Here is a 25,505-nt window from a genome sequence, read left to right as displayed (position 1 = left end):
CGCTTAGAAGTCCACGTCGGTCTCCATCCCTTCGGTCGCATCCTCGAGTCCGTCCTCGCGAACGTCGGTCGTCATCCGCTCGGAGAGTTCGGCGTCGGCGAGGATGCTGTCGAACTCGTCGCGGTAGCGGTCGTTGGCGGCTCGAGACTGGTCTTGGGCTTCGGCGATGCGGCGGTAGCGGCGGATCTGCGCCTCGCTGACGTCGTATTCGTCGGCCAGCGTCGCGTCGTCTTCCTCGCGGTCGCGGATCGCCACGAGGTCGACTTCGTCGGCGTCGTCCTCGCCCACCAGATGGAGGGACATCCGGGCCTCGAAGACCGCGTCTCCGTCGGCGTCGATCTCGTCCGCGATCTCCGCATCGCTCCGATCGTCGTAGAACCCTCTGGCGACCGCGATCAGGTCATCGTCTGAGAGGGCGGTCTCGAACGCGTAGCGTTCGCGCATCTGCGTGACGACGCTCTCGAGGCGCTCCTCGTCGGTCCGTTCGTCGCGCTCGAGGGAGCCGCGGGTGTCTTCCTGCGACTCGGTGACGGTTTCTTCGCCGTCGGTGACGTTGGTGAAGATGTCTCGAAGTTCCTCGGTCTTGTCGTTCATGGATGGACACTCCCGACGGGCGGCTATTTAAGCCTGTTGCCGACCTGCATCGGCTACCAGATAAAACACGTACAATTATTATAAACTCGGAATAGTATGCAAATTTTCGCAAGAAGGCGCGGAGGTCGTCTACCAGACGGTGTGGCAAGAACTAAGTTATAGCCTTCCCCCTCAATGGACATGAACACCATAGCGCAAACGGAGGTCTCGAGAGAGACGTACTGGGGAATCACCAGCGTGGAGTACGCGGTGTTCTACCTCCTCGCGTTTATCACGGTGGCCGTCTTCGCGTACGGCGTCTACCGGCGGTTCGCCCGCTACGCGCAGGGGGACGACGATTCGTTCCCCCGAGTCGACGACCTGCAAAATCGCATCGCGAGCGCGGCCAAGATCGTGCTCTCGAACGAGAAACAGTTCAACCGGGATCTCTACGGCGGGCTGATGCACTCGTTTATTCTCTGGGGATTCCTGACGCTGTTTATCGCAACATCCATTCTGATGATCGACGAGTACGCGGCCAAGAAAATCTTGCATATGACGTTCTGGGAGGGAGACTTCTATCTCGCCTACTCGTTCATCGTCGACGCCATGGGCCTGCTGTTCGTCGTCGGCATTGGGATGGCCATGTACCGGCGCTACTGGGTCCGTAATCACCGGCTCTGGGACCGCCACACATCCACCGAGGACGACCTCTTCATCTGGACGCTGTTCGCGCTCGGTATCGGCGGCTTCCTGCTCGAGGGATTCCGGATCTACATCTCGGGGTTCCCGGACCACGAGATCGTCAGTTTCGTCGGCTACGGGCTCGCGCTGTTGTTCGACGGACTCGGGCTGCCGACCACCGGCGCCGCACAGCAGGCACTGAACGGCGGCCCGGAGTACAGCGCGGTCGCGAATCTCGGTGCCAACGCCGAGACGCTCCACTGGCTCACGTGGTGGTCCCACTCCCTGATCGCCTTCTTCTTCATCGCGTGGATCCCCTACGCCAAGCCGTTCCACATGATCTCTTCGTTCGCAAACGTCGTCACCCGGGACGAGAAGGCCGGCCAGCGCCTGCCGAACGTCCCCTCTGATCTGGACGCAACCAACGCCGAGTCCATCGACGATTTCACCTGGAAAGAGATTCTCGACCAGGACGCCTGTACCAAGTGCGGTCGCTGTTCGTCTGTCTGTCCCGCCAAGGCCTCCGATCGCCCGCTCGACCCGCGCAACGTCATCCTCGACCTCAAATCCTACCGCGAGGAGGTAGACGCCGGCGGCGAAGAGAAACCGATCATCGCTGACGGCGGCACGAGCGTCATCAATTCGGAGACGATGGACTCCTGTATGGCCTGTATGGCCTGCATGGACGCCTGCCCCGTCGAGATCGAACACCTCAAGAGCTTCACCCGACTCAACCGCCAGCAGACCGATCAGGGCGACGTCTCCTCGAGCATGCAAGACGTCTTCCAGAACGTCATGCAAAACGGCAACACCTTCGGCGACTCGCCGCGAAACCGCGGCGATTGGGCCGACGACCTCGAGTTCGACGTCACCGACGCCCGCGAGGAGGAGGTCGACTACCTCTGGTACGTCGGCGACTTCCCGAGCTACGACGAGCGCAACAAGCAGGTCGCCCGCTCGCTGGCGACGATCCTCAAGGAAGCCGACGTCAGCTTCGGCATCCTCTTCGACGACGAGAAGTTCGACGGCAACGACATCCGCCGCGTCGGTGAGGAACTGCTCTACGTCGAACTGGCCGGCCACCACGTCGAGACGTGGGAGGACTGCGAGTTCGACAAGATCGTCTGTACGGACCCCCACTCCTACAACACGTTCAAGAACGAATATCCGGAGGTCAACTTCGACGAGTTCTCGGACGACCCGATGATGCCCTTCGAGTACGACGAGCAGTGGAACGAGGACGGCGAGATCGACGTCCTCCACTGGACCCAGGCCGTCGAAGAACTCGTCCAGGACGGGCGACTCGACCTCACCGGTACCGAACTCGACTACACGGTCACCTACCACGATCCGTGTCACCTCGGCCGGTACAACGACGAGTACGAGGCCCCGCGCGAACTCATCAGAGCGACCGGCTGTGAACTCGACGAGATGCCCCGCAACCGCAGCAACTCCTTCTGCTGTGGCGGCGGCGGTGGCGGCCTCTGGATGGACTTCGAGGAAGAACCGAAGCCGAGCGAAGAGCGCATTCGGGAGGCGCTCGAGGACACCGACGCCGGCAGCGGCGTCGAGAAGTTCGTCGTCGCCTGCCCGATGTGCATGACGATGTACGAGGACGGCCGCAAGACCGGCGGCTACGAGGACGAGATCGAGATCGTCGACGTGGCCGAACTCATCGTCGAGGCCATCGGCAAGGAAGACGAGGCGAAGGTCGAAGTCGCCGCCGACTGATCGGCTCTTAGCCGCGCTGTTTCTCCGATCGACTCGCGTTCCTCGCAGTGTGTTCGCAAAAACAGCCATCGGTCGTACGGTACCGACCGTTCAGCTATGGCGAAGAACCGTCACGGAACTGGTCGCCTACTTCGTCTTTCGACTCGAACGATCCGCTCGTGTCGAACGTTCGAGTGCCGTGGGGGGAAAACTAGCTACCTGCGGTGATTCAGCGACTAGTCGGAACGGCCGACCGAAGCCGAAGCGTCGGCGGCAGCATCGACCCGTTTCGTTTCGCGGACGAACTCGAGAAAGTTCTCGAAGACGAGTTTCGCCTCGCAGGCCCGTTGATAGTTCTCTTCGGTGATCTCGTCGAGGATCGTCTCGCGGCGTTCGTCGGAGAGTTCCTTGCGGTGGACGAGTTCGCGGGCGGTCTTGGTGTCGTACTCGGGATGGAACTGGACGCCGAAGACCCGGTCGTTGCGGAAGCCGTGGTTTGAGTACTCGTTCTCGGCCAGTGGCTCCGCGCCGGGTGGCAGTTCGGCGACTTCGTCAGAGTGGCTGGTAAAGGCGAGGAAGGTGTCGTCGATGCCGTCGAACAGTCGCGAGTCGTCGGTGTGCTCGATCTCGCTGTAGCCAACCTCGTAGACGCCCATGTCAGCGACGGTGCCACCGAGGACGTCGGCCAGTAGCTGGTGGCCCCAACAGACGCCCAGGAAGGGAACGCCGCGGTCGATCGCCTCGCCGACCCACGCTTTGACCGGCTGCATCCAATCGTCGTCCCAGTAAACCGAGGCGCGGGAGCCGGTGACCACCGCACCGTCGTAGTCGAAATCGTCGGGGACCGTGCCGTCGGTGGCGTCGAACTCCGCCAGCGAGGCGTCGAGTTCACGCCGGAAGTTCCGCGTCGTGTTCTCGTCCCGATGGGCCGCGTTCAGGACGGCAATTCGGAGCTGCCTCATTGGACGCTAGTGGCGACTCGAGGAGAATAGGCCTTGCGCACGGTGCCGTCGTTGCCGTGACCGCCGACGGCGGCCGCGCGGTCGACCACCACGTCACCGTCAATCACCGAGGTAGTAGCGCTTGCCCTCGTCCCGGCGGAACCGCTTGCCGGTGTCGAACCAGCCGTCGACGTACCGGCCGCGCTCGTCGGCCGCGTCGTACTCGGCGCTCTCGAGGTCGGCCGGCTCATACCAGTTGTCGTCGTCGGTCCCGGCAGCGGTGACGTAGCCGTCGGCGACCACCGGTCCCGAAAGCTGAAGCCGGCCGGTCGCCACACCCTCGAGCGCATCGCCCGCTTCGTCGACCAGTCGGGCCCGACAGTCCGGCACCGGGCGGCCGACATCGGGATCGTCGTCGCTCGAGCCGTCCCGGTCGCCATCGAACCCCTGACTCAGCGCGGTCGGGCACTCGAGGCGGCCGTACGCCTGCGCGACCAAAACGTCTCGCTCTCGGTAAGGGGCGACGACATCGGCGGCGGCCGGTCCCTCGCAGATGACGCGCTCGAGCGAGTCGGCCGCGTCGTCGAACGCGGTTTCGGCGGCGATATCCTGAATCGCCGTCTCGCGACCGGCCAGAAACGTCGCGTTTTCGGCGGCCATCGCGGTCGCGGCGTCGCCGGGGTCGAACGCGCGGTCGAGCAGGAGCGTCCCGCCGACGTACAGCGTCGACAACGCGACGCGGAGCAGCCCGTGGGCGGTCGACAGCGGCGTCGTGAGGGGGACGACGTCGGTCGCGGCGAGTCCCCACGCGACGACGGCCGTGAGGCAGTTTCGCTCGAGGGAATCGGCTGAATACCCGGCGATCGGCCGTCCCGAGTCGCCGTGGAGGGCCAACAACGGGCTCGCGTCCGTCCGCCGGCCGTCGAGGTCGACGGAATCGCGCTCCGTCTCGGTGAGTTCCTCGAGCGTCACGACCCGATCGAACGGGAGCGACCGCAGCAGGTCTCGCTGGGCCGCCTCGCCGACGACGAGGTCCGGCTCGAGGACGTCGAACGGCCGCTCGACCGATGCGGGCGTCAGGAGATGCGAGACCGGCGCGAAGGTCGCCTCGAGCCGTCGACAGGCGAAAAGCAGCGCGAGCGAAGCGACTCGGTTGCGCGTGACGAGACAGACGGTGTCGCCCGAGCCGACGCCGCGCGTCGAGAGCCGCTCGGCCGTCCACGTCGCGATCGTCGACAACCCCCCGTAGGAGACCCGATCCTCGTCGATCGTCTCCGCGGGGGCGTACAGCCGATCCTCGGAGACGTCGACGACCGCCGTCCGATCCGGGAAGTGCTCGGCCCGACGAGCCAGCGAGAGGGTCACGGCCGACTCTCCCACGCTCGAGCACGTAGTAGGTCGGGGGTCAGTCGCAAGCACGGCCGGCGATGGTCGGCGAGGCTCGAGGACGCCCAGTCGACGACCGAGTCCACCATCACCGGTTCGGCGCGCTGCTCGAAACGCGAGGGATGAGTGAACGAGCGCAGCGAGCGAACGTTAGCGCGGGACCGAACCGGCGGCTCGTGGACGGACAGTTCCCGTCCGACGGTTCACAGGTGCGACTCCGGAATCCCCCGGCCGAGCGCAGCTACTGAGAATCGTCCGTCTGTGCCTCGAGAAACCCGAGCAACCGATCGTTGACCGTCCGCGAGCGCTCGACGAAACAGAGGTGGCCCGCCCCCTCGAGTTCGACGGCTTCCCCGCGGGGTAGCCCCCGTGCCAGGTCCCGGCCCGCGTCGGGAGAGACCAGGTCGTCCGCCCCGCCGTGGAACACCCGCGTCGGCTGGGTGACCTCCACCAGCCACTCGGTCGCATCGAAATCCTCGAGCGCCGCGACTTGGGCCGCCCAGCCCGCGCGGTCGGCATCCCCCTCGGCCCGCCAGTCGACGATGCCGTCGAGCACGTCGGGGTGCGCCTCGCAGAAGTCGGCCGAGAGCCCCGCCTCGAGCGATCGGCGAAGCGCGCCTCGATCGTCCGGCGACGCAAAGAGGGGCTCGAGGTCGAAGGCCTCGCCCCGCGCCGCCGTCCCGAACAGCGAAAGCGTCGCGACGCGAGTCGAAGTCCGGGCCGCCGCCAGCGCGACCACACCGCCGAGGCCACAGCCGACGAGGTGGGCGTTACGGAAGCCACAATCGGAGAGGACCGCCTCGAGATCGGCGACGAGCGTCTCGAGGTCGTAGGGGCCGACCGGCGCGTCCGAGCGGCCGGTCCCCCGGAGATCCCAGACGACGGCCTCGTAGGGGCCGGCGACGGCGGCGTGTTGCCAGCCCCAGAGCCAACCGCCGAGGCTGGCCTCGGGGACGAAGACGACCGGGTCGCCCTCGCCCGCGCGGTCGTAGTACAGCGAGACGTTCCCGTTCGATGCAGTCGGCATGGACGACCCGAGGGGACGGATGGTGAAAGAAGGGAACGGTTTCGACTGGAACGGACCGGCGCGTGTCGATCAGGCGTTCAGGACCTGCCGCAGCACGTCGGGGGCGTCCTCGAGGGCGTCGTCCAAGTCCTCGACGTTGGGGCCGCCACCCTGAGCGAAGTCCGGCGGACCGCCGCCGCCGCCGCCGACCTTGGCGGCGAGTTCACCGACGACCTCGCCTGCGTTGACGCCGACGCCGTCGGGAACGGCGACGACGAACTGAGCACCGCTCTCCCCGCTGCCGAGCACGGCGATCTTGCCGTCCTCGGCGAGGGCGTTTGCCGTCGCGCGGAGTTCGTCCATGTCGGCGTCGATCCGGTCGACGACGGCGGTCGTGTCGCCGACCTCGACTTCCTCGCCGCCGCCACCGCCGCCGGCGCGGGCCTCGGCGAGCTGTTCTTTCAGGTCCTCGATCTGCTTGCCGCGGTCTTTCCACTCCTCGAAGAACCGCTCGGCGGTGTCGGGGACCTCCTCGGGCGAGACGTCAAGGATTTCGGCGGCCGCGTAGAGAGCGTCCTCTTTCGTCTGCGTCGCCTCGATGGCGGCCTCGCCGGCGGCGAAGGTGATCCGTTCGACGCCGTCCTGGACGCGCTCCGTGGAGAGCACTTTGATCGTGCCGATCTCACCGGTGCGGGCGACGTGGGTGCCACCGCAGGCCTGAACGTCTTCGTCGACGGTAATCAGGCGGATCTGCTCGCCCGGCGGGATGCCACCCTGATAGAGGTCGAAGCCGTGTTCGGCCTCCGCGTCGTGGCGGTCGGGCCACTCCTGAGAGACGGTGGTGTTGTCCATCACGATCTCGTTGGCGCGGTCCTCGATTTTCTTGACGTCCTCGCGAGAGATCCGGTCGTAGTGGCGAACGTCGATCCGCGAGCTCTCGACGCCCTTCTGGGCGCCGGCCTGCCGGATGTGCTCGCCGAGTACCTGGCGGGCGGCGTGGATGACGATGTGGGTCGCCGTGTGGTGGCGCATGAGCTGTCGGCGGTGATCGCCATCGATCTGGCCGTTGACCAGTTCGCCCTTCCCCGGGTCCTCGTCGGTTCGGTGGAGGATAACGCCGTCGGCGATCTGTACGTCCGAGATCTCGACGGTCGTGTCGTCCGTCGAGAGCGTCCCCGTGTCCGACGGTTGGCCACCGCCTTCGGGGTAGAACATCGTCTGATCCAAGACGACATCGTAGCCCTCCTCGCGCTCGAAGACGTCCAGCACGACCGCCTCGAACTGCGTGCGCTCCTGATCGTCGTAGTAGAGCTTCTCCGTTTCCGGGAGATCGTCGAAGCGCTCGTCTTCGCCTTCCTCGGCCTCGGCGACGGCGTCGGGCGTGTCGTGGCGCTTCGCGACGAGGCTGTAGAAGTCGTCGGGCACGGCGACCTCCGCGCCGGTCTCTTCGGCGATCTCCGCGACCATGTCCGGCTGGATGCCGTGTGAGTCGTAGAGTTCGATCAGTTCGTCGGTCGGGATCGGTTCGCCCTTCTTCGCGTACTCTTCGGCCAGCGTCTCGACCCGGCGACCGCCGCGCTCTAACGTCTCGCGGTACTTCTCGACCTCGGTGCGGACGATGTCCCGAATCGTATCGCGGTTCTCGTAGTCTAGGCGCTCGGCCTGCATATCGACGAGTTCGTCGAGCGGCGCGTCGACGCCGGCGGTGTCACAGAGCCGTTTGGTCCGGCGCAGAACCATCCGCGCGAGGTAGCCCGTGCCGACGTTCGAGGGGACGATGCCGTCGCCGAGCATGTAGGCCAGCGTTCGGCAGTGGTCCGCGATGGCGTAGATGTCCTCGAGTGGATCCATCAGGGCCTCGAGGTCGCCGGTGTCGACGCCGAGTTCGGCGGCGATCTCGCTGCGGGCGGTCTCCATGTCCTCGGCCTCGTCAATGTCCATGTGGCCCGCGAGTTTGGCGGCGCGGTGGACGAGGGCTTCCTCGTCGTCGGTGTGCTCGAGCCCCGCGTTGTCCTTCAAGAAGGCGATCATGTCGGGGTAGACTGCTTCGTAGACGGTCGGGGTGCCCTGAGAGACCCAGGTCCAGCGCTCGAGCCCGTAGCCGGTGTCGACGATGTAGGTGTCCATCGGGCTGTAGCGGTTCCCGTCTTTCATCTCGTACTCGCCGTCGGGGTCTTGCTCCATGGACATGAAGACGAGCGTGGCGAGTTCGACGCCGCGGTAGATGACCTCGATTGCGGGCCCGGCGTTGCCGCCGCCGACCCACGGGTCCTCGATGTAGATGACTTCGTCGAGGTCGACGCCCATCGAGTCGAAGAAGCCGTCGCAGAGTTCGACGGTGCGGTCCTTCCAGTAGACCTCGCCCTCGTAGGCGTACTCGTCCGCGGCGTCCTCGCGCGTGTTGAACGCGTGGTGGGCCATCATCTCGAAGGCCATCGTGTGTCGGCCGGTCTTGCCGACGTTGTCGATGTCCTGCATCCGGATGCAGGGCTGGGAGACACACAGCGGGTTGGCCGGCGGCGGCGTCTCGCCGCTGGTCACCAGCGGCTGGAAGTCGTAGATCGACGCCTGGGTCAGCAAGACATCGTCGCGCCAGCGGTTTGCCGCGACCGGATAGGGATCGATTCGCTCGTGATCGTTGGCCTCGAAGTAAGAGAGAAAGGCCTCGCGCATCTCTGCGAGATCGTACGACTCGTCGAACCCGGCATTGTCGATAAAGCCATACTCCTCGCAGGGCGGCTCACCACAGGTCACCCTGTCGCTGTCGCGCGTCCAGAAGTGAGCGCCACACTCCGGACACTCCTTGCGCTCGAACCCTTCCTCCTCGAAGTACTCGAGGCGGTATTCCTCCGCCAGTTCGCTCATTACGCATCTAGTGGCCCTGCAGCGCGTAAAACAGTTCCGCAAACCGCCCCACGAACGTATCGTCGGCCGCGACCCGGCGGACCGCGGTCGGACGGGAGCGACCGGCGATGTCGGTGTCCGACTCGAGCGCCGAGACGTCCAGTAGAATCTTAACGGTGTAACGAGTCGGAGCAGATAGACTGTCACCGATCCCGACAGAATGACGCAGCCTCAAGCGACCGCGCGACCTCGGACGATCCTCTACGTCGCCGCGACCGACGCGGCGGCCAGCGACGGCGCTGCGGCGCTCGAGAACGTCGGTACGGAATCCGACCACGCCGTCCAGCCGGCGACGACGGTCGAGCGCGTTCGTGACTGTGTGCCGGCGGTCGATTGCGTCGTCTTCGCCGAGACGCCGACGACTCCCGAGGGGTCGTCCCTGCTCGAGGTGGCCGACGTTTGCGACGAGACGCCGCTGCTCCTCTTTTCCGAGGCGTCGTACGCGCCGACGGCTGCCCGGTCGACCAACGGGATCGACGGCTACGTCCGTCGCGATACCGACGACGCCGTCGCACACCTCGCAGACGAGATCGAGTGGGTCTGTCACGACGCCGGTGCGGGCAGCTCGGAAACCGAGGACGGACCGGAACCGGTCGTCGCGGCCGGCGAGACGGTCGCGGGCGACCGGCCGATTGAGCGGCTCCTCGAGTCACTCCCCGAACTCGCCGCCTGCCGCGACCGCGATCGGCTCTTCGAACTGGTGATCGAGGCCGCGACCGACGCCTGCGATCACGACCGATGCTGGCTGTCGACGGTCCATTTCGGCGAGTTCGTCCCGCGGGCGACCGCGCCGGCGGTTTCGGACGACGACCTCGAGCCCGTCGCGCGGACGGGCCCGCTCGGTGACGCTCTGCAGACACACGAGCCGATCCGTATCGACGACCTCGCAGCCGACGACCGACTGGACGCCCCGCTCGAGGGAGTCGGATCGTTGTGTTGCGTGCCCGTCGGCGATGGTGGCGTTCTGCAGGTCGCCGCCGACGAGCCGAACACGTTCGACGAGCGCGACGTCGACCTGCTGTCGACGTGGGGACGGGTCGCGGCTGCGGTCCTTGAACGGATCGACGCGGAGGCGAGCCGGGACGACATCGAACGCCTGCGGGAGACGCGAGATCGGCTCGCGGCCGAACGCGATCGAATCGCCAGAGAACGAGACCAGGTCGCCGCCGAACGCGACCGCTACCGGTCGCTGTTCGAAAACGTCCCCGAACCGGCGATCCGCTATGAGGTCGACGCCGGCCGACCCGTCGTCAAGACCGTCAACGACACCTTCACCGAAGTCTTCGGCACCGAGCGCGAATCGGTCGTCGACCGGCCCGTCGACGAAGACACCGTCCCGTCGGGACTCGAGCACCGGCGGGCGGCGTTGCTCGAGGCGCTGCGATCCGGCGAGCGCCGCCAGCTCGTTAGCCGCCGGGAGGCTGCAGACGGCGTCCGCGAGTTCCTGCTGACGCTGATCCCGCTCGAGGCGAGCGCCGACGGCGACGGCGGCAGTGATGAGGCCGAGAGCGGTGCGGCCGACGCCGCCGACCATAACTCCGAGGGACTGATCGTCTACAGCGACGTGACCGAGTCTAACCGCCGAGAGCGCGAACTGGCCGCCGCCGAATCGCGCCTCGAGACGATCGCAGAGCTGGTCGACGACGACGTTCGAACCTCGCTGAACGTCGCCTGTGGCTACCTCGACCTCGCCGCGGAGACCGGCGACCAAGAGCACGTCGCGGCGGTCGACGACGCGCAAGGACGGCTCCGCGACCTCGTCGATCGACTGGTCACGGTCGCACGAGAAGACGACGTGATCGTCGACACCGAACCCGTCGCCGTCCACGATCTGGCCCGGCAGGCTTGGGTCGCCGTCGAAACGGGCGACGCGCGGCTCGTCACCGAAGCGCCCGAGAATCGCGTCCTCGAGGCCGACAAGGCGCAACTCCGGGAGCTATTCGAGTGTCTTTTTCAGGCCGTCGCCGATGGGATGGGCGAGCGCGACGAGACGTCGGCCGCGAGCGCCAGTGACGGCGATGCGACGGCGGTGGTCACCATCGGCGCGACCGACGACGGCTTTTACGTCGTCCGGCGGTCGCCGGAGACCGACGCGGCGGCCGTCGAGGGTGGCCGCGACCTCGAGACGGGCCCCGTTCCCGACCGGTTGGTCGCGACCGACGGCACCGGCGTCGGGCTCGATGCGGTAGAACGCATCGCCGACGCCCACGGCTGGAACGTCGGCGTCGCCGAGGACGAGGGGCGGATCGCGTTCGCGTTCCGGGGAGTCGACGCTCACGGCGGAGCGTAAAAGAGACCGTTGTCGGACGGCTATACCTCGTCTTCGAGCGCCAGCGACGCCAGCATCGCCTCGAGTTGCAGGCGCTCGTTCGCGCCTTCGGTGATCCGGTAGTCGACTTCGCCGAGTCGCTCGAGCAGTCGCACGGTCGCCTGTTCGGGAATGTCGAACTCCCACGCGGAGCGATGCAGTTGGTCGATCACGTCGCCGCCGGCCAGCCCGCGGTCGGTCAGCAGGTCCTCCAAGGCGGCGCGGGCGGCGGTGAAGTCGCCGTCGATGGCGTGGTCGACCATCGCTTCGACCTCCTCGGGGCGGGCGGTGGCGGTGATCGCGAAGACGGTCTCCTCGTCGACGGTCTCGCCCATCACGGCCGCGGCCTGCAAGGCGTTGATCGCTTTGCGCATGTCGCCGTCGGCCGCGTAGACCAGGGCGTCGACGCCGTCGTCGGTGACCTGAATGTCCTCGGTGTCGGCGATTTCGCGGACCTGGGCCTCGATTGCCTCCTCGGTGAGTTCGGTAAACCGGAAGACCGCACACCGCGACTGGATCGGGTCGATGATCTGGCTCGAGTAGTTACACGAGAGGATAAAGCGCGTGTTGTTGGAGAACTGTTCCATCGTCCGGCGAAGCGCCGACTGGGCGTCGGAGGTCAGCGCGTCGGCCTCGTCAAGAAAGATGATCGCCGGTTTGTACCCTTTTCGGCCGCTCCAGTCGGTGCTCGCGAAGTCTTTGATCTGTTCGCGGACGACATCGATTCCGCGCTGGTCGGAAGCGTTCAGCTCGAGGAAGTTCTCGCGCCAGTCATCACCGTAGACTTCACGGGCGATTGCCTGCGCTGCGGTGGTTTTCCCGGTCCCGGCCGGCCCCGCGAACATGAGATGCGGAAGGTCGTTTTGCGCAATGTAACTCTGAAGCCGCGGGACGATGTTCTCGTGGCCCTTGATCTCGTCGAGCCGCTCCGGTCGGTATTTCTCGATCCAAACTTCCGTCTTCCCGGGAGTCGGCTCCGCCGCCTCGGCGTCGGCCTCGCTCATACCGGTCGAAGGGGCGGGCGCAAGATAAATCGCCCGAAGGTGTCTCTCGCGTCTCGCGCGGCCGACGGAAACCGGCACGGATACTGATACCTGCGTAACACGTTTTTCTATTTGCTCGTCGGAGGGCGACTCATGGAAGGGGAGAACCACCGATCACGGCTCGTCGTCGCGCTGCTGGTCGCAGTCGTGGTCATCGGTATCGTTCCGATGACGACCGCCGCTCAGTCCGGCGCACAGGCTGGCGGCACGGTCGTGGTCGAAGAGGGGGAGACAGTCGACGACCTCGAGGCGTTCGGCGGAACCGTCGTCGTCCGCGGCACCGTCACCGGCGACGTCAGCGCCGTCGGGGGCGACGTGACGGTCGCGGACACGGGCCAGGTCACCGGCGACCTCGAGGCGGCCGGCGGGAGCGTGACCATCGCCGGAGCCGTCGACGGCGGCGTCGAGACCGCGGGTGGAAGCGTGACGGTCACCGAGTCCGGCACCGTCGGCGGCGAGTTCACGGCCGGCGCGGGGAACGTGATCATCGACGGGACGCTCGAGGGCGACGCAGTGATCGGGGCCGACACGATCCGACTGGGCGATACCGCCTCGATCGCCGGCGATCTGCGATACGACGGGGACCTCGAGGGGAACACCGATGCGGTCGCTGGTGACATTCAAGAGGATTCCTCGCTCGGCGTCGACGTTGCGCCGGCGATCCAGCCGTTCGCGTCGTGGCTCTTCGCGATCTACGCCCTCGCGGTGAACCTGCTGCTCGGGGCCGCCCTGCTCGCGCTGTTCCCGCGGTTCTCCGCCGGCGTCGCCGACAACGTCGCGACGGGGCCGCTGCGCTCCGGGCTGGTCGGACTCGGCGTCTTCGTCGGGATTCCGATACTGCTGATCGCGCTCGCAATCACCGTCATCGGCATTCCGCTGTCGATCCTCGGTGCGATCGCGTTCGCCCTATTACTGTGGATCAGCACCGTCTACGGCCAGTTCGCCGTCGCGGCGTGGCTCCTCTCGGCGATCGGGCTCGGAAATCGCTGGCTGGCGCTCGTCGTGGGGCTGATCGGCGGGGCCGCCCTCTCGAGGCTTCCTCTCGTCGGCGGCGCAATCAACGTCGTCTTCCTCCTGCTGGGACTCGGTGCGATCGCCCGCGGGCTGTACGGCCACCGGCGGCGGGCGCGAGAGCGAGAGCGCGATCGACGAGTCGGTCCCGGTCCGGACGAACCGACGACCGACTGACGCGGACCCGCGGACCGATCGCGGACCGACCGCGACGGGCGTGTCGGCCCCGCGGAGCGACGCGCTCAAAAGCGTCCTCCCGTAACCCGAGGTATGCACGTCACCGTCGACGTCAAGGGCGAGGACACGTACGAACTCGAGCTCGAGGCGGTGGCAGACGCCGCGGCCGAGGAGAGCGCCAGCGGCTCCGCGGCCGGCACAGAGCCGACCTACGCGGATCTACTACGCGAGATCGACTTGAGCCCCCACGAGGTCAGCGTCCTCGTCGACGGCCGGCCGGTGCCGGAGGATCGACCGGTCGAGAGCGAGCAGGTGACGGTCCTGCGGCTCATCAAAGGCGGCAGCGATGCCTCGTCGAGCGACGAGCCGAGCTGACGACCGACGGACGGGACCGGGAACGCGGGACGGTGAAAGCCTGGCAATTTTCCCGGATCGGGCAGAAGGGAAGGTATGCGTCGCAACCCCACCGAGGAGTCCCCGTCGACCGTCGAGCCGGAACCGGCTCCGCTCGCGCTATCGGAGCTGACCGCGTCGGTCGCGCCGACGGCCCTGCAGACGACCGACATCGACGCCCTATCGGCCCGCGCCGACCGCTGGTCCTGACCCATGTTCGTCCGCACCGCCACCCCCGACGACACCCTCGAGGTCCGACGGATCCTCGACGCCGCGTTGCTCGAGCCCGGCGACGTCGAGGGCCGAATTGCCGACGGTGACGTCCTCGTCGCGGGCGATCGACGGGGCGGAGTGAGTCGTGACGACGGCAGCGGCGACGACGGCAGCGAGCGGATCCTCGGCACGGCCGTCCTCGAGCCCATAGCGACCGGCTCCGGCGCGCACGTCGGCGCGATCGGCGTCCGGCGTCGTCACCGGGGCCGGGGGATCGGCCGCGCGCTGATCGAGCGGGCTCTCGAGCGCGAGGGACGGCTCACGGCCCGGTTCGACGACGGCGTGCGCCCATTCTACGAGCGGCTGGGGTTTTCGATCGAGCCGATCGACGAGCGACGAAACCGCGGCGTCGCGGTGACGACAGAGCGCGCCTGATCGTCGACGGTGCGACTCGCGAGTCGAGCGCGCGGCGGCCGGACCGTTCAATGGGCCGTCTCCTGCCGGCGCAACTTTATCCGACGGAACGTGGTAGCCATCCCTCGCATGGCGCTCCAACGGATGCTCAGCGGCGATCCGTCGAAGAGTTCGAAGGTCTACCTGGCGATCGGTGCGCTCTCGCTGGTGAAAGCGATCGCGGTCCGAAACGATCGAGAGCGGTTTCGGCGCGAGTTGCTCGACGCCGGGCTGTTCCTCGGTGCTGGGTTAGTACTGCGCCGGTTCAGCAAAATCAAGGCCGAGAAACGGCGCGATCTTGAGTCCCAGCTACCGGAATGGGCGGCCGACATCGCGACCTCCGATGCCGCCTCGCGCGGTGTTCGGTCGCTCGCCCGACAGCGGCTCCGCGCCCAGTCCGAACCGGAGCCGGAACCGACGCTTCGAGACCGAGCCCGCAGCGTCATCGCGAGCCTGTAGCGCGACCTCGGCGCTCGGTTGCGTGCTCGAGGAGAAACGCCGTCTCGACGGACTGACACCGACTACGCTTCGAACCAGATGAACTCGCCCGTCGCGTTGCCGGTCGGTTCGAAGTCGACGCCGCCGAACGCGTCGTTTTCGATCCTCGTTTCCGTCGGCCTGGGACCGATAAGCGTCCAGTCACCCGCGGCGTCGGCACACGTTCTAGACGCTGACTCGCGGTGAGCGGCCGTCGCGGTCGCCGGTTCGTCCGTCGTGTCGGCAGCGGCCACCTCGAGCGAGGTCGCCTTGAGGCCGGCGAACACCTCGGCGGCGGTCACGTCGTCTGCGTCGACCTCGGCGGGCGTCTGATCGTGCTCACCGCCTCCTTCGAAGACGGCTTCGGGGGAATCCGCATCGGACGCCCCGAGAATCGCGTCCGGGTCGGGCTCGATCTCCTCGAAGACCTCCGTCACTGTCGGTTCGCTGCTCATAGCGCTGATGGCACCGTTTCCCCTCTTCGTTACGATGCCGTTACCGGCTGCTGACAGTGTGTTGCAGTCACTGCAACGATAGTCACGAGTCCATATCGGTTCGCGATTCGAGGCCGAGAGTCGACGGCGGCGATCGAACGAGCGACTCGAGCGGAGCTAAAACAGGTCCTGGGTGAGCTCGAGGGTCTCCTCGCGGTCGTCCCAGTCGACGAAGAGGGCAACGCTCGTCGCGCTCGTGATGATGTCGTTGAGTTGGATGCGGGCCTCGGCGAGCGGATTGACGATCTCGCTGATAATCCCCGGCTGATTGGGGAGTTCGCCGCCGGTCACGCGGACGACGGCGACCGGCGAGTCGACGGTGACAGAAGAGAGTTCGTCGCGAGCGATGACCTCGCGGTGGAGAATGTTCTCGGCGCGTTCGGCCTCCTCCTCGTCGATATAGAACGTGACGGTGTCCATCCCGCTGGCGACGGCGTCGATGTTGACGTCGCTCTCGGCCAGTGCCTCCGAGAGGTGGTTGAAGATGCCGGGCTGGTTGCGGATCGCGCGGCCGGCGACGGTCAGGCAGGCCAGGGGCCGCTCGCGGAGATCGACGAGATTTCGGAACTCGCCTTCGATACTCGTCCCGCCCGAGAGGAGGTCACCGTGTTGGTAGTGGACGACGCGTACGTCGAGCGTGCCATCTTTGTACGACAGCGCGGAGGGGGCGACAACTTCGGCCCCGCGAAACGAGAGGTTGCGAAGTTCGTCGACGGAGATCTCGCCGACGTTGCGGGCCCCTTCGACGACGTGGGGATCGCCGGTCATGACGCCCTCGACGTCGGTCACGATGACGACCTCGTCGGCGTCCATGTATTTACCCATCATGACCGCCGTGGTGTCGCTGCCACCCCGGCCAAGCGTCGTGATCGAGCCGTCCGGCCCCTCCGCGAGGAAGCCAGTGACGACCGGCACCGTTTCGTCCATCTCGGCGGCGACGTCCGCGGCCCGTTGCTGGGTCTCCTCGACGTTGACCTCGCCGTACTCGTCGGTGACGACCGGCCAGTCCTCGCTGCCCGGCTCTAAGAAGGTCGCGTCGATGCCGCGGGCCGACAGCGCGGCCTTGAGCATCCGAACCGACGTCCGCTCGCCCATGCTGACGATCTGGGCGCGGTCGGCCTCGTCGGTCTCGAAGGTAATCTCGTCGAGCAGTTCGTCCGTGGTCGACCCCATCGCGCTGGCGACGACGGCAATCTCGTGGCCGTCCTCGACGGCCGCGGCGATCGAGTCCGCGGCGCGATTGATCCGGTCGCCGCTGCCGAGACTCGTGCCGCCGAACTTGGCTACGACGCGCATACTGCCACCTCGTGGAGGGTCCACACTGCGATGCTGTGACTCATACCCGAACCGTTACCAGAGCGGGCAGATAACTGTGTCCAATCGTCGGCGGTTTTCCCATCCGGGGTTTCGAAGCGGTCGGACGTACCTCCGCAGTCGGTTCGCCGGCTGGCGGTCGTGTGCCCGGTCGCGACCGGGATTTATTGTCGTGCGCGGCATTACCATACGTCGATGAACGTACGGGACGCACTCGAGGCCGACGCCGACGCGCTCGCGTCGATCGCGGACTCCCCAACCGACGTGATGCGAAATCTCGTCCACGACCGGACGGTGCGCGTCGCCGAGGACGGAAACCACGATCCGAACGCCGACATCTCGGACTCGCAGTACGACGGCTCGGATCCGGAGGATCTGCTCGGATTTATCAGCTTCGACGCGCGCGAAGACACCGTTCACGTCACCCAACTCGACGGAACGAGCGAGGCCTGTGAACGGTTGCTGGCCGAACCCGTTCGGTTCGCCGAGCGCGAGTCGATGGCCGTCGAAGTGCTCGCCGCACAGGACGCCGATCCTGTTCACCGCGCCGCCGAGGAACTCGGCTTCGAACGGCGCGGCCGCGGCCCGCGGTTCGACGGCTCGCCGACGGTCCGGTTTCAACTCGAGCCGTAGGAGAACGTGAGCGGAACTCCTCGAGGCAAGGAATTGTACCGCGAGCAAGCCCGAAGGGTGAGCGAGCAGGCCGACGACCGTCCTAACGGAGAGGGAGGAGGCTTTTGATCGAAATGTTGCCGAGGGAGCGGCTTCGACGCGACCGAAGGGCAAAATTTCGTTACGAGAACTTCTGGACCGTCACGTCGAGCGTGTCCAGATCGACGATCGGGGCGAAGCCGGCGTCGGGGTCGATGTTGACGCTCTTCTGGAAGTCGGTCTGGGCCTGCCAGCAGCCGGAGTTGATCGCGAGGACGTCATGGTACTTGCCGAAGCCGAGTTTGTGGACGTGGCCAGTGTGGAAGATGTCAGGCACCTCCTCCATGATGAGGTAGTCCTGCTCCTCGGGCGCGAGTCGCGTGTGGCCGCCGAACTGCGGGGCGACGTGGCGCTTCTTGAGGAGGTGGTACATCGCTTTGTGAGGATCGTCGTAGCTGGCCTTCTCTTCGGGGAGTTCCGCGATCACTTCGTCTAACGAGACGCCGTGGTACATCAGGACGGAGACGCCCTCGAGAGTCACCGTCGACGGATTGCTTACGATCTGTGGATCGTGGGCGGACATGATCTCCCGGAGGTCCTCGTCGAATCCGGGTTGGGGTTCCGCGAGGCGGACCGCGTCGTGGTTGCCGGGGATCATGACGATCTCGATGTCGCCGGGAACCTTCTTTAAGTGCTCGCTGAACGCCTCGTACTGCTCGTAGATGTCGACGATGTCGAGTTCCTCGTCCTGATCCGGGTAGACGCCGACGCCTTCGACCATGTCGCCCGCGAGCAACAGATACTCGACGTGGCGGGCCTCTTCAGTGTGGAGCCAGTCGGCGAAGGCGTTCCAGGCGTCTTCCATGAACTCTTGGCTACCGACGTGGACGTCGCTGATCAGCGCCGCCTGCACGTGGCGATCGGCCGTCGACGGCTCGTGGGTCCGGGGCACGTCCGGGAAGTACATCGAATCGACGAAGGCGATCCCCGAGTCGTCCGCCAGAGTCCCCTCCATCGCCAACACCTCGTCGCAAAGCAGTTCGTCGACGCGGTCGACGTACTCCCGGTCTTTCATCACGAGCCAGGGGAACGTCCCGGTCGCGTCCTCGAGTTCGATCAGCCAGTGGCCGCTGGCGGTCGACCGAATGTCGTTGACCAGTCCGACCATCGCGGCCTCGCTGCCGCCGGGCATGCTCTGGATCGCCGAGGCCGGCCGGTGGTTGACCCGTCCCCGGAGTTTCCCTCCGAGCCTGTCGAGTCGGTCGCGGAAGACGGAGACGAAGTCGCTGTACTCGCCGGTCCCCGTGCTCTCACCGGTCATATCGCCGACGATCTCGAGCGACCGCTGGTCGGGATCGACGGCCCGTTCGATGCGGGAAGACCCCTCCGTTTCAACTGGAGAGTGAGCGGCCGCTTCACCGGCCGGAGGGCGGTCAGTTCCGGTTGAAACGGAGGAGGTCGCGTTCGGGGGAGAAGTCGCATCCGCGTCCGCGATAGTCGCATCGACAGCCCCCCCATCGGCGAGCCCCTGTCCGGCGACACCCTCCGTCGAGAGTGCGGCCGTCACGTGATCGGCCTGAACGACCAGCGCGTCGTCGGGGATATCCTCGAGGACGCGTTCGAGCGCCGCGCTCGGATCCTCAGCGGCGGCGAGACGGGTCACCGCCTCGCGCTCTGCGTTGTATCCGCGGGTTGTGAGTTCGCTGACGATCCGAGCCGGGGCCTCGAGTGGCACAGACCAGACATTCGCGAGCGACGGCAAAAGGGTAGCGAATCCCTGCGCCGTCGGGTAACGAGACGAGGAACCGCCGGCGACGAAACGGTGGGATTCGTCGGAAGGTTGATGGCGTGGACCGAGAAACGGGTGCCCGATGAACGGTCGCGACGGCGGCGAACCGACTCGCCCTCGTTCTGACGCTCGAGGCGACCGCTCGGGGTCCGGCGCGAACCCGGCCGATAGCACCTCGGCTGCCGGCCGCGGACCGCCGGCCGAGACATCGCCTCGGACCCAAAACGAAGAGTCCGTCCGAATCGAGGACGGGCTCGTCCGCTGGGTTCTCGAGACCGACAACCGCACGATGTCGGCAGTTCGCACCGTCCTGACGAGCCTCGCCATCGTCGCCGTCGTCGGCCTCCTGCTGTTCGGGATTAGCGGCCAGTTTCCGGTGCTCGTCGCCGTCGAGAGCGGGAGCATGGCGCCGAACATGCACACCGGCGATCTCGTCTTCGTCGTCGAAGAAGGACGGTTCGCCGGCGAGGGTGCCGTCGACGGGACGGGCATCGTCACCCTCGAGCAGGGGCGAGAAACCGGCTATCGGCAGTTCGACAAGCCGGGTGACGTGATCGTCTTCCGGCCGAACGGCGATCCGACCGTGACACCGGTGATCCACCGCGCCCGCTTCTGGGTCGAAGCGGGGGAAAACTGGGTACGGACGAAAGCCGATTCCGAATACCTCAACGGTGCGACCTGCGCCGACATCGCTTCGTGTCCAGCGCCCCACGACGGGTTCGTGACGAAAGGTGACGCCAACCCGGCGTACGACCAGTTGCCGCGCTCGGGAGCCGAGACCACGGTCGTCAGTCCCGGTTGGGTCACCGGCAAGGCGATGGTCAGGGCACCGAATATCGGCGACGTTCGGTTGATACTCGGTCCGATTCGCCCGGTGACCGCCATCGGATCGATCCTCGTCGTCGTGTCTGGGGCGGTTGCACTTTCCAGTTCGGAGTAGTTGTCAGATCGGACTGGACGGCTCGTGGCACCGCGTTTTGCGTTCCGGCGAACAGAAAGTTGATTGTCTGGCCCAGCAAAACGGGTGACGATGAGCGGTTCTAGCCCCGGGAATCCGCCTGACGGTCCCGGCGACGACGATCACGGCCGACAGGACGGAAGCGTTGAGCCGTCTCGAGCGTCAAGCGGCCCATCGCGGTCCACCGCCGACGCAGACCCTGTGACGATCGAGGATGACGGGATCGTCCGCTGGTTTCTCAAGACCAACGACGAGAACGTCATGATGGTTCGCGATGTGTTGAGCAGCGTCGCTATCGTCGCCGCCGTCGGTCTGTTGCTATTCGGAATCAGCGGCATCTGGCCTCCGCTCGTCGCCGTCGAGAGCGGCAGTATGGAGCCACACATGCACACCGGTGATCTCGTCTTCATCACCGAGGAGGGGCGTTTCACCGGTGACGGTGCCGTCCAAGGGACTGGCATCGTCACTCTCAAGCAGGGACAGGAGAACGGCTATACGAAGTTCGGGATGGCGGGAGACGTAATCGTCTATCAACCTAATGGTGATCCAACGGAGACACCGGTGATCCATCGGGCCCGCTTCTGGGTCGAAGAGGGAGAAAACTGGGTGAAGACGAAGGCCAGCGAGGAGATCATTGGCGATGCGACCTGCGCAGAAGTCAGCTCGTGCCCCGCAGAGTACGCCGGGTTCGTCACAAAAGGGGACGCCAATGACGGGTATGACCAGTACGGAGCCGGTGTCAGCGACATCGTTAAACCCGAGTGGATCACCGGGAAGGCAAAGTACCGCATCCCATGGCTCGGCAACGTCCGCCTGACCTTCGATAAACTCCTTGGCGGAATGGTCGTTCCGACAGCGCCCTCGGACCCGGCCCTTCAGGGATCGGTCCCAGAAGCGACGACATCGACCACCGCTAGCCCCGTTCCCGCCGGCCCCGGGTTCGACGGTGAATTCGCCGGCGCGGCCGCCGTTGCCGGTGTCGGAACCGCGGTGGCCGTCGGTCGATATCGTCACTGAATCGTCGTCGGAATTCTTCGTTCCATTCGGCGCTGATACACCTCCATCATAAACGGTAAGCGAGGCGAAAAACACGGCAACCGAGGCGAAGCAACGGCTCCGATGAACACTCGAGTCGAACGAAGGGATGAGACGGGGCGGCCGTGGCCGCTGCGGTGGCTCCGATACTGACTCAGCGGTTGCAGGTCGCTCTCGAGTGCTCTTGCTCTCGCCGCCTAATTCTCTCTCGCCGCCTAATTCTCGAATCGGGCCTGAACGAACGGCTGGACGTCGTCGATGTCGCTCAGTCGCGAGTCACTCAGGAGCACGGCCTCCGTCTCCTCAAGTGGCACCGAGAGGCTGATCTCCTTGGTCCGGCCGTAGCGGCCCTTCGAGACGACGATGGCGTTGACGATCCCCAGCATGTCGAGTTCGCTGATGAGGTCTGTGACTCGGCGCTGGGTCAGGACGTCCGCGTCGATCTCCTCGCAGAGGCGCTTGTAGATGTTGAACACCTCGCCCGTGTTGATGCTGTGGACGCCGTTTTTCTCGAGCAAGATGATCGCAAAGAGGACGAGTTTGCTCTGGGTGGGGAGGGTACGGACGACCTCGACGACGCGGTCGAGTTCGATCTTGTCCTGGGCCTGCCGGACGTGTTCCTCGACGATTGTCTCGGCCTGGGAGCGCTCGGCGAGTTCGCCGGCGGTCCGCAACAGATCCAACGCGCGTCGCGCGTCGCCGTGTTCCTGCGCGGCGAAGGCCGCACACAGCGGGATCACGTCTGCCGACAGCGCGCCGCCCTTGAACGCGACTTCGGACCGGTGCTCGAGGATATCCCGGAGCTGATTCGCGTCGTAGGGCGGGAAGACGATTTCTTCCTCGCCCAGCGACGACTTGACCCGGGGATCGAGGAAGTCGGTGAACTTCAGGTCGTTCGAAATACCGATAATCGAGACCCGCGAGTTCTCGAGTTCGGAGTTCATCCGCGAGAGATTATAGAGCGTGTCGTCGCCGCTCTTCTCGACCAGTTTGTCGATCTCGTCTAACATGATGACGACGACTCGTTCGTCGTAATCGACGGCGTCGAAGAAGACGCTGTAGACCCGATCGGTTGGCCAGCCGGTCATCGGGACCTCCTCGAACGAGTCCTTGTCGTCTTCGAGTTCCGCGATCCGATCCTCGACCTCGTCGCGCTCGTCGAACGGCGTCGACTCGAGGGGGTGATCTGGCGGCAGCGCCGTCGTATCAGTTGCAGGGTCGCGGTCGGAACGAGGATCGTCTCCAGCGACGTCCGGGCGGGACGAGCCGTCGATCCCCGACGGGGCTTCGCCGTCGGCAAACCCCTCCATTTCGGGTGGAGAATCGGTAGACTGCGGTCGAGTTCCATCTCCAGGTGAAATGTCCGAGTCGGATTGGGACTCTCTCTCCTCGTCGGAAACGAAATCGAACGGGTCCGAGGCCGTCGAATTCGTCGCCGGACCTGTCGCGTCGTCCGCGCCGGATTCGCGCGCGGTGGACGCGTCGTAGTCGTCGAGGGCCTCGAGCAATGACTCGAGTTCGGCGATTCGGTCGTCGATTCGTCCCTTGTTCTTCTCGATGAACTTGTTTGCGAGTTGTGCGAGGACGCGATACTGCGTGTCGGTGACCTCACAGTTGATGTACTCGACGTCACAGGGGACACTGTACTTCTGGGACGTGCTCTCGAGTTCCTTGCTGACGAATTTCGCACTTGCCGTTTTCCCGGTCCCCGTTTTCCCGTAGATGAGGATATTTGAGGGCGTCTCCCCACGGAGCGCGGCGACGAGGATCGTCGCCATTTTGTTGATCTGATCGCTCCGATGGGGTAATTCGTGTGGCGTATAGGACGGGCGGAGGACCTCCTTGTTCTCGAAGATCGGTTCGCCACTGAGTAGATCGTCGAACAGTCCTTGGTTCGACTCCTCGTCGTCGAGATTCGCGTTCTCGAAGTTCGTCGAGAACCCGCTCGTTCCGTCGATTTCGACCTCGTCCGAATCCGCGATCTCTGAATCGTCGTCTGACATTCGTCGTACACATACCCCCTTATTTCGAGTGGAGCGCCGAACCGGGTGCCGGAAATATAACGGTTTGACGGCCTCTAGACGCTGATCTGTTGTTCTCAAGATCAGGCTCGGGTCCAGTTGATGCAAACGAAGCAGAGGAAAAGTACGCTAATAAATTCTTCCTTTCCCGCTATCAGTACGGAGCCAATACCGGCGCTCGTTCGATGCGACTTCGGTCGATCGATTCCAGCTGAAGAGACGACTCGAGCCGAATTGGAGGGGAGCAAGTAGCCAGTGCAAGCCATCGCACGCGAGGAGATTTACTCTCACGAGTTATCGATGGGGAGTGCGATAACCGTTGTCGGTAAATTGTTCTCGGCAATTCGAATTGGAAATGAATGAATGGTGAACAAGTATACGAACCAAAGCACAGCACACATAGTACACGTCAGCAAGAGCATCTATCTATAAGACATCATTTTCTTTGAGGATTGATCTTGTGAAGAGCGGTGATGCTTTGAGCCGACCGATCAGGACACTTGTGGTCACGGGATGTGGTCACAGGGCGAAGGATCGACGGAGGATTCCGTGACCCCCCCCACCCCTTCGTTTCAGGTGGAACGGCTGAAAGGGAGGGGTGGGGTTGAGAGGGGGTTTGAAAACAGGAACATTTACCACCATGGGTGAAAAACAGTATCCGTAGAACTAGCAAGACAAAGATTTCTACTAGATGTTGCTTTTTCTTGCTAGTGTCTGCTAGACGTACGCCTCGAGCTATCTCACCTTACTAGATATTTCCAGATATTACTAGAGCAGTTCGTTTAGCCGTAATCACCAGTAAGACCGCCCAAATCGGCGACTCAGACGGAATTTGGGGGTCAATACCCACTCTCTTTCGATTCAGTAGTGCCGTCACCCGCCGCTCACCTCAGCACTCTCCAGTTGAAACGAAGGGGTGGGGGGTGCCCGACTATCTCGATCACCACCGGCATAGCATGTTACCGGTACCCTCATGGCTCTCTTTTCCACGTGGTACTCACTTTCGCACAACTCTCACTCTCACATGATTCTCGCTCTTGAATGATACCCGCTTTCGGTGGCTCTCCTTGGCGTGCCATGCCGACACAGTCCCTGATCTCTTCGAGCTTCACTTGCGTTCTAACTGGATACGTGCTCCGGCCCGTCGCTCGAGCCACAAATAATAAAATATGTCATTTCGTACCGATTGCTTCGACTGTTCCGAACGATCGTGTACGTGAATAATTCCGTCTCCTCGGACTGTATACATGTCTGACGTAGGCTTAAGTGGGTTCAGTTAGTAGTACGCGCAGATGCACCCCGCGGTGCTGGAGGCCCCCACAGATGGGACTGTTCACAGAACTCAAAGATAGTATCTCTCGGGTCACGGATCGCCTGTTTTCGGAACAGGAGCCCAAACGAATCGGTATCTACGGTCCGCCAAACGCCGGCAAGACGACGCTCGCAAACCGCATCGCACGTGATTGGACGGGTGACGCCGTGGGCGCGGAGAGTCGTATCCCACACGAGACGCGTCGCGCACGCAGGAAAGAAAACGTCGAGATCGAACGCAACGGCAAGACGGTGACCATCGATATCGTCGACACGCCCGGCGTGACGACCAAAGTCGACTACGAAGAGTTCACGGACGAACTGGACGAAGACGACGCCATCCGTCGCTCTCGCGAAGCGACCGAAGGCGTCGCCGAGGCGATGCACTGGCTTCGAGAAGACGTCGACGGCGTTGTCTATGTCTTAGATAGCGCAGAGGATCCGATCACGCAGGTCAACACGATGCTGATCGGTATCATTGAATCTCGCGATCTCCCGGTTCTCATCTTCGCGAACAAGATCGACCTCGACGAATCCAGCGTCAAGCGGATCGAGGACGCCTTCCCACAGCACACGACCGTTCCTCTTTCTGCGAAGGAAGGTGACAACATGGACGAAGTATACGACAAGATCGCGGAGTACTTCGGGTGATA

The 25,505-nt window shown here is 64.8% G+C and carries 21 protein-coding genes; 11 read left to right on the top strand and 10 right to left on the bottom strand.

Features of this window, described 5'->3' with window-relative positions; genetic code table 11:
* Positions 1 to 3: 3 nt before the first annotated feature.
* Complete coding sequence (locus ACJ70B_RS08885) at positions 4 to 594, bottom strand: conditioned medium-induced protein 4 (RefSeq protein WP_408960036.1); 591 nt, start codon at positions 592 to 594, stop codon at positions 4 to 6.
* 180 nt (positions 595 to 774) lie between these two features.
* Between ACJ70B_RS08885 and ACJ70B_RS08880 the strand changes: the two genes are divergently transcribed.
* Positions 775 to 2,988 carry a heterodisulfide reductase-related iron-sulfur binding cluster gene (locus tag ACJ70B_RS08880; RefSeq protein ID WP_408960035.1) on the top strand — a complete coding sequence of 738 codons (2,214 nt, stop codon included), beginning with the start codon at positions 775 to 777 and terminating at the stop codon, positions 2,986 to 2,988.
* Between the two features lie 215 nt (positions 2,989 to 3,203).
* Here the strand turns inward: ACJ70B_RS08880 and ACJ70B_RS08875 are convergent, their stop codons facing one another.
* From ACJ70B_RS08875 to alaS, 4 genes are all read right to left on the bottom strand, one after another.
* Positions 3,204 to 3,929, bottom strand: a complete 726-nt coding sequence (locus ACJ70B_RS08875) for a type 1 glutamine amidotransferase (RefSeq protein ID WP_408960034.1) — start codon at positions 3,927 to 3,929, stop codon at positions 3,204 to 3,206.
* A 99-nt stretch (positions 3,930 to 4,028) separates the two neighbouring features.
* A complete protein-coding gene (locus tag ACJ70B_RS08870; RefSeq protein ID WP_408960033.1) occupies positions 4,029 to 5,273 on the bottom strand; it encodes an AMP-binding protein in 1,245 nt (414 codons plus the stop codon).
* A gap of 262 nt (positions 5,274 to 5,535) precedes the next feature.
* Complete coding sequence (locus ACJ70B_RS08865) at positions 5,536 to 6,321, bottom strand: alpha/beta fold hydrolase (protein ID WP_408960032.1); 786 nt, start codon at positions 6,319 to 6,321, stop codon at positions 5,536 to 5,538.
* Positions 6,322 to 6,390: 69 nt separating this feature from the next.
* Entirely contained in the window at positions 6,391 to 9,165 is a 2,775-nt protein-coding gene (gene alaS, locus ACJ70B_RS08860; RefSeq protein WP_408960031.1) for an alanine--tRNA ligase, read from the bottom strand.
* Positions 9,166 to 9,364: 199 nt separating this feature from the next.
* Between alaS and ACJ70B_RS08855 the strand changes: the two genes are divergently transcribed.
* The gene (locus ACJ70B_RS08855; RefSeq protein ID WP_408960030.1) at positions 9,365 to 11,494 is read left to right on the top strand and encodes a GAF domain-containing protein; all 2,130 of its coding nucleotides are present in this window, start codon (positions 9,365 to 9,367) and stop codon (positions 11,492 to 11,494) included.
* A 20-nt stretch (positions 11,495 to 11,514) separates the two neighbouring features.
* Here the strand turns inward: ACJ70B_RS08855 and ACJ70B_RS08850 are convergent, their stop codons facing one another.
* Complete coding sequence (locus tag ACJ70B_RS08850; protein WP_408960029.1) at positions 11,515 to 12,516, bottom strand: replication factor C small subunit; 1,002 nt, start codon at positions 12,514 to 12,516, stop codon at positions 11,515 to 11,517.
* A 132-nt stretch (positions 12,517 to 12,648) separates the two neighbouring features.
* Here ACJ70B_RS08850 and ACJ70B_RS08845 point away from each other — a divergent pair, with 132 nt between their 5' ends.
* The 5 genes from ACJ70B_RS08845 (at position 12,649) to ACJ70B_RS08825 (ending at position 15,261) form a co-directional block, all read left to right on the top strand.
* Complete coding sequence (locus tag ACJ70B_RS08845) at positions 12,649 to 13,743, top strand: polymer-forming cytoskeletal protein (protein WP_408960028.1); 1,095 nt, start codon at positions 12,649 to 12,651, stop codon at positions 13,741 to 13,743.
* A gap of 93 nt (positions 13,744 to 13,836) precedes the next feature.
* Positions 13,837 to 14,118 carry a ubiquitin-like small modifier protein SAMP2 gene (gene samp2, locus ACJ70B_RS08840; protein WP_408960027.1) on the top strand — a complete coding sequence of 94 codons (282 nt, stop codon included), beginning with the start codon at positions 13,837 to 13,839 and terminating at the stop codon, positions 14,116 to 14,118.
* A gap of 75 nt (positions 14,119 to 14,193) precedes the next feature.
* The gene (locus ACJ70B_RS08835; RefSeq protein ID WP_408960026.1) at positions 14,194 to 14,346 is read left to right on the top strand and encodes a hypothetical protein; all 153 of its coding nucleotides are present in this window, start codon (positions 14,194 to 14,196) and stop codon (positions 14,344 to 14,346) included.
* Positions 14,347 to 14,349: 3 nt separating this feature from the next.
* Positions 14,350 to 14,784 carry a GNAT family N-acetyltransferase gene (locus tag ACJ70B_RS08830; protein ID WP_408960025.1) on the top strand — a complete coding sequence of 145 codons (435 nt, stop codon included), beginning with the start codon at positions 14,350 to 14,352 and terminating at the stop codon, positions 14,782 to 14,784.
* Positions 14,785 to 14,892: 108 nt separating this feature from the next.
* A complete protein-coding gene (locus tag ACJ70B_RS08825) occupies positions 14,893 to 15,261 on the top strand; it encodes a hypothetical protein (protein ID WP_408960024.1) in 369 nt (122 codons plus the stop codon).
* Positions 15,262 to 15,323: 62 nt separating this feature from the next.
* Here the strand turns inward: ACJ70B_RS08825 and ACJ70B_RS08820 are convergent, their stop codons facing one another.
* Positions 15,324 to 15,734 carry a hypothetical protein gene (locus tag ACJ70B_RS08820; protein WP_408960023.1) on the bottom strand — a complete coding sequence of 137 codons (411 nt, stop codon included), beginning with the start codon at positions 15,732 to 15,734 and terminating at the stop codon, positions 15,324 to 15,326.
* A gap of 156 nt (positions 15,735 to 15,890) precedes the next feature.
* A complete protein-coding gene (locus tag ACJ70B_RS08815) occupies positions 15,891 to 17,069 on the bottom strand; it encodes an aspartate kinase (protein ID WP_408960022.1) in 1,179 nt (392 codons plus the stop codon).
* Positions 17,070 to 17,282: 213 nt separating this feature from the next.
* Between ACJ70B_RS08815 and ACJ70B_RS08810 the strand changes: the two genes are divergently transcribed.
* Positions 17,283 to 17,720 (top strand): hypothetical protein, encoded by a 438-nt coding sequence (locus ACJ70B_RS08810; RefSeq protein WP_408960021.1) that lies wholly within the window; start codon positions 17,283 to 17,285, stop codon positions 17,718 to 17,720.
* Between the two features lie 160 nt (positions 17,721 to 17,880).
* Here the strand turns inward: ACJ70B_RS08810 and ACJ70B_RS08805 are convergent, their stop codons facing one another.
* On the bottom strand, positions 17,881 to 19,473 hold the full coding sequence (locus ACJ70B_RS08805; protein WP_408960020.1) for a DNA-directed DNA polymerase II small subunit: 1,593 nt from the start codon (positions 19,471 to 19,473) through the stop codon (positions 17,881 to 17,883).
* Between the two features lie 136 nt (positions 19,474 to 19,609).
* Between ACJ70B_RS08805 and ACJ70B_RS08800 the strand changes: the two genes are divergently transcribed.
* Together ACJ70B_RS08800 and ACJ70B_RS08795 are read left to right on the top strand one after the other, a co-directional pair.
* On the top strand, positions 19,610 to 20,467 hold the full coding sequence (locus tag ACJ70B_RS08800; RefSeq protein ID WP_408960019.1) for a S26 family signal peptidase: 858 nt from the start codon (positions 19,610 to 19,612) through the stop codon (positions 20,465 to 20,467).
* A gap of 90 nt (positions 20,468 to 20,557) precedes the next feature.
* Positions 20,558 to 21,502, top strand: a complete 945-nt coding sequence (locus ACJ70B_RS08795; protein WP_408960018.1) for a S26 family signal peptidase — start codon at positions 20,558 to 20,560, stop codon at positions 21,500 to 21,502.
* A gap of 233 nt (positions 21,503 to 21,735) precedes the next feature.
* On the opposite strand, the gene ACJ70B_RS08790 is transcribed toward ACJ70B_RS08795, so the two are convergent.
* Positions 21,736 to 23,523 (bottom strand): Cdc6/Cdc18 family protein, encoded by a 1,788-nt coding sequence (locus ACJ70B_RS08790; RefSeq protein WP_408960017.1) that lies wholly within the window; start codon positions 23,521 to 23,523, stop codon positions 21,736 to 21,738.
* Between the two features lie 1,341 nt (positions 23,524 to 24,864).
* Here ACJ70B_RS08790 and ACJ70B_RS08785 point away from each other — a divergent pair.
* Positions 24,865 to 25,503, top strand: coding sequence for a GTP-binding protein (locus ACJ70B_RS08785; RefSeq protein WP_408960016.1), 639 nt, complete (start codon positions 24,865 to 24,867; stop codon positions 25,501 to 25,503).
* Positions 25,504 to 25,505: the final 2 nt, after the last annotated feature.

Origin of the sequence: Natrinema sp. 74 (assembly GCF_046097095.1) — an archaeon.
GTDB lineage: Archaea > Halobacteriota > Halobacteria > Halobacteriales > Natrialbaceae > Natrinema.
Note: the sequence above shows the minus strand (reverse complement) of the source record. Positions and strands in the feature narration are given on the sequence as shown.

Bases quoted from the DNA above. Each gene is read 5' to 3' on its own strand.
- ACJ70B_RS08885 (WP_408960036.1), bottom strand. From the start codon at position 594: ATGAACGACAAGACCGAGGAACTTCGAGACATCTTCACCAACGTCACC.
- ACJ70B_RS08880 (WP_408960035.1), top strand. From the start codon at position 775: ATGAACACCATAGCGCAAACGGAGGTCTCGAGAGAGACGTACTGGGGA.
- ACJ70B_RS08875 (WP_408960034.1), bottom strand. From the start codon at position 3,929: ATGAGGCAGCTCCGAATTGCCGTCCTGAACGCGGCCCATCGGGACGAG.
- ACJ70B_RS08865 (WP_408960032.1), bottom strand. From the start codon at position 6,321: ATGCCGACTGCATCGAACGGGAACGTCTCGCTGTACTACGACCGCGCG.
- alaS (WP_408960031.1), bottom strand. From the start codon at position 9,165: ATGAGCGAACTGGCGGAGGAATACCGCCTCGAGTACTTCGAGGAGGAA.
- ACJ70B_RS08855 (WP_408960030.1), top strand. From the start codon at position 9,365: ATGACGCAGCCTCAAGCGACCGCGCGACCTCGGACGATCCTCTACGTC.
- ACJ70B_RS08850 (WP_408960029.1), bottom strand. From the start codon at position 12,516: ATGAGCGAGGCCGACGCCGAGGCGGCGGAGCCGACTCCCGGGAAGACG.
- ACJ70B_RS08845 (WP_408960028.1), top strand. From the start codon at position 12,649: ATGGAAGGGGAGAACCACCGATCACGGCTCGTCGTCGCGCTGCTGGTC.
- samp2 (WP_408960027.1), top strand. From the start codon at position 13,837: ATGCACGTCACCGTCGACGTCAAGGGCGAGGACACGTACGAACTCGAG.
- ACJ70B_RS08835 (WP_408960026.1), top strand. From the start codon at position 14,194: ATGCGTCGCAACCCCACCGAGGAGTCCCCGTCGACCGTCGAGCCGGAA.
- ACJ70B_RS08830 (WP_408960025.1), top strand. From the start codon at position 14,350: ATGTTCGTCCGCACCGCCACCCCCGACGACACCCTCGAGGTCCGACGG.
- ACJ70B_RS08825 (WP_408960024.1), top strand. From the start codon at position 14,893: ATGGCGCTCCAACGGATGCTCAGCGGCGATCCGTCGAAGAGTTCGAAG.
- ACJ70B_RS08820 (WP_408960023.1), bottom strand. From the start codon at position 15,734: ATGAGCAGCGAACCGACAGTGACGGAGGTCTTCGAGGAGATCGAGCCC.
- ACJ70B_RS08815 (WP_408960022.1), bottom strand. From the start codon at position 17,069: ATGCGCGTCGTAGCCAAGTTCGGCGGCACGAGTCTCGGCAGCGGCGAC.
- ACJ70B_RS08810 (WP_408960021.1), top strand. From the start codon at position 17,283: ATGAACGTACGGGACGCACTCGAGGCCGACGCCGACGCGCTCGCGTCG.
- ACJ70B_RS08800 (WP_408960019.1), top strand. From the start codon at position 19,610: ATGAACGGTCGCGACGGCGGCGAACCGACTCGCCCTCGTTCTGACGCT.
- ACJ70B_RS08795 (WP_408960018.1), top strand. From the start codon at position 20,558: ATGAGCGGTTCTAGCCCCGGGAATCCGCCTGACGGTCCCGGCGACGAC.
- ACJ70B_RS08790 (WP_408960017.1), bottom strand. From the start codon at position 23,523: ATGTCAGACGACGATTCAGAGATCGCGGATTCGGACGAGGTCGAAATC.
- ACJ70B_RS08785 (WP_408960016.1), top strand. From the start codon at position 24,865: ATGGGACTGTTCACAGAACTCAAAGATAGTATCTCTCGGGTCACGGAT.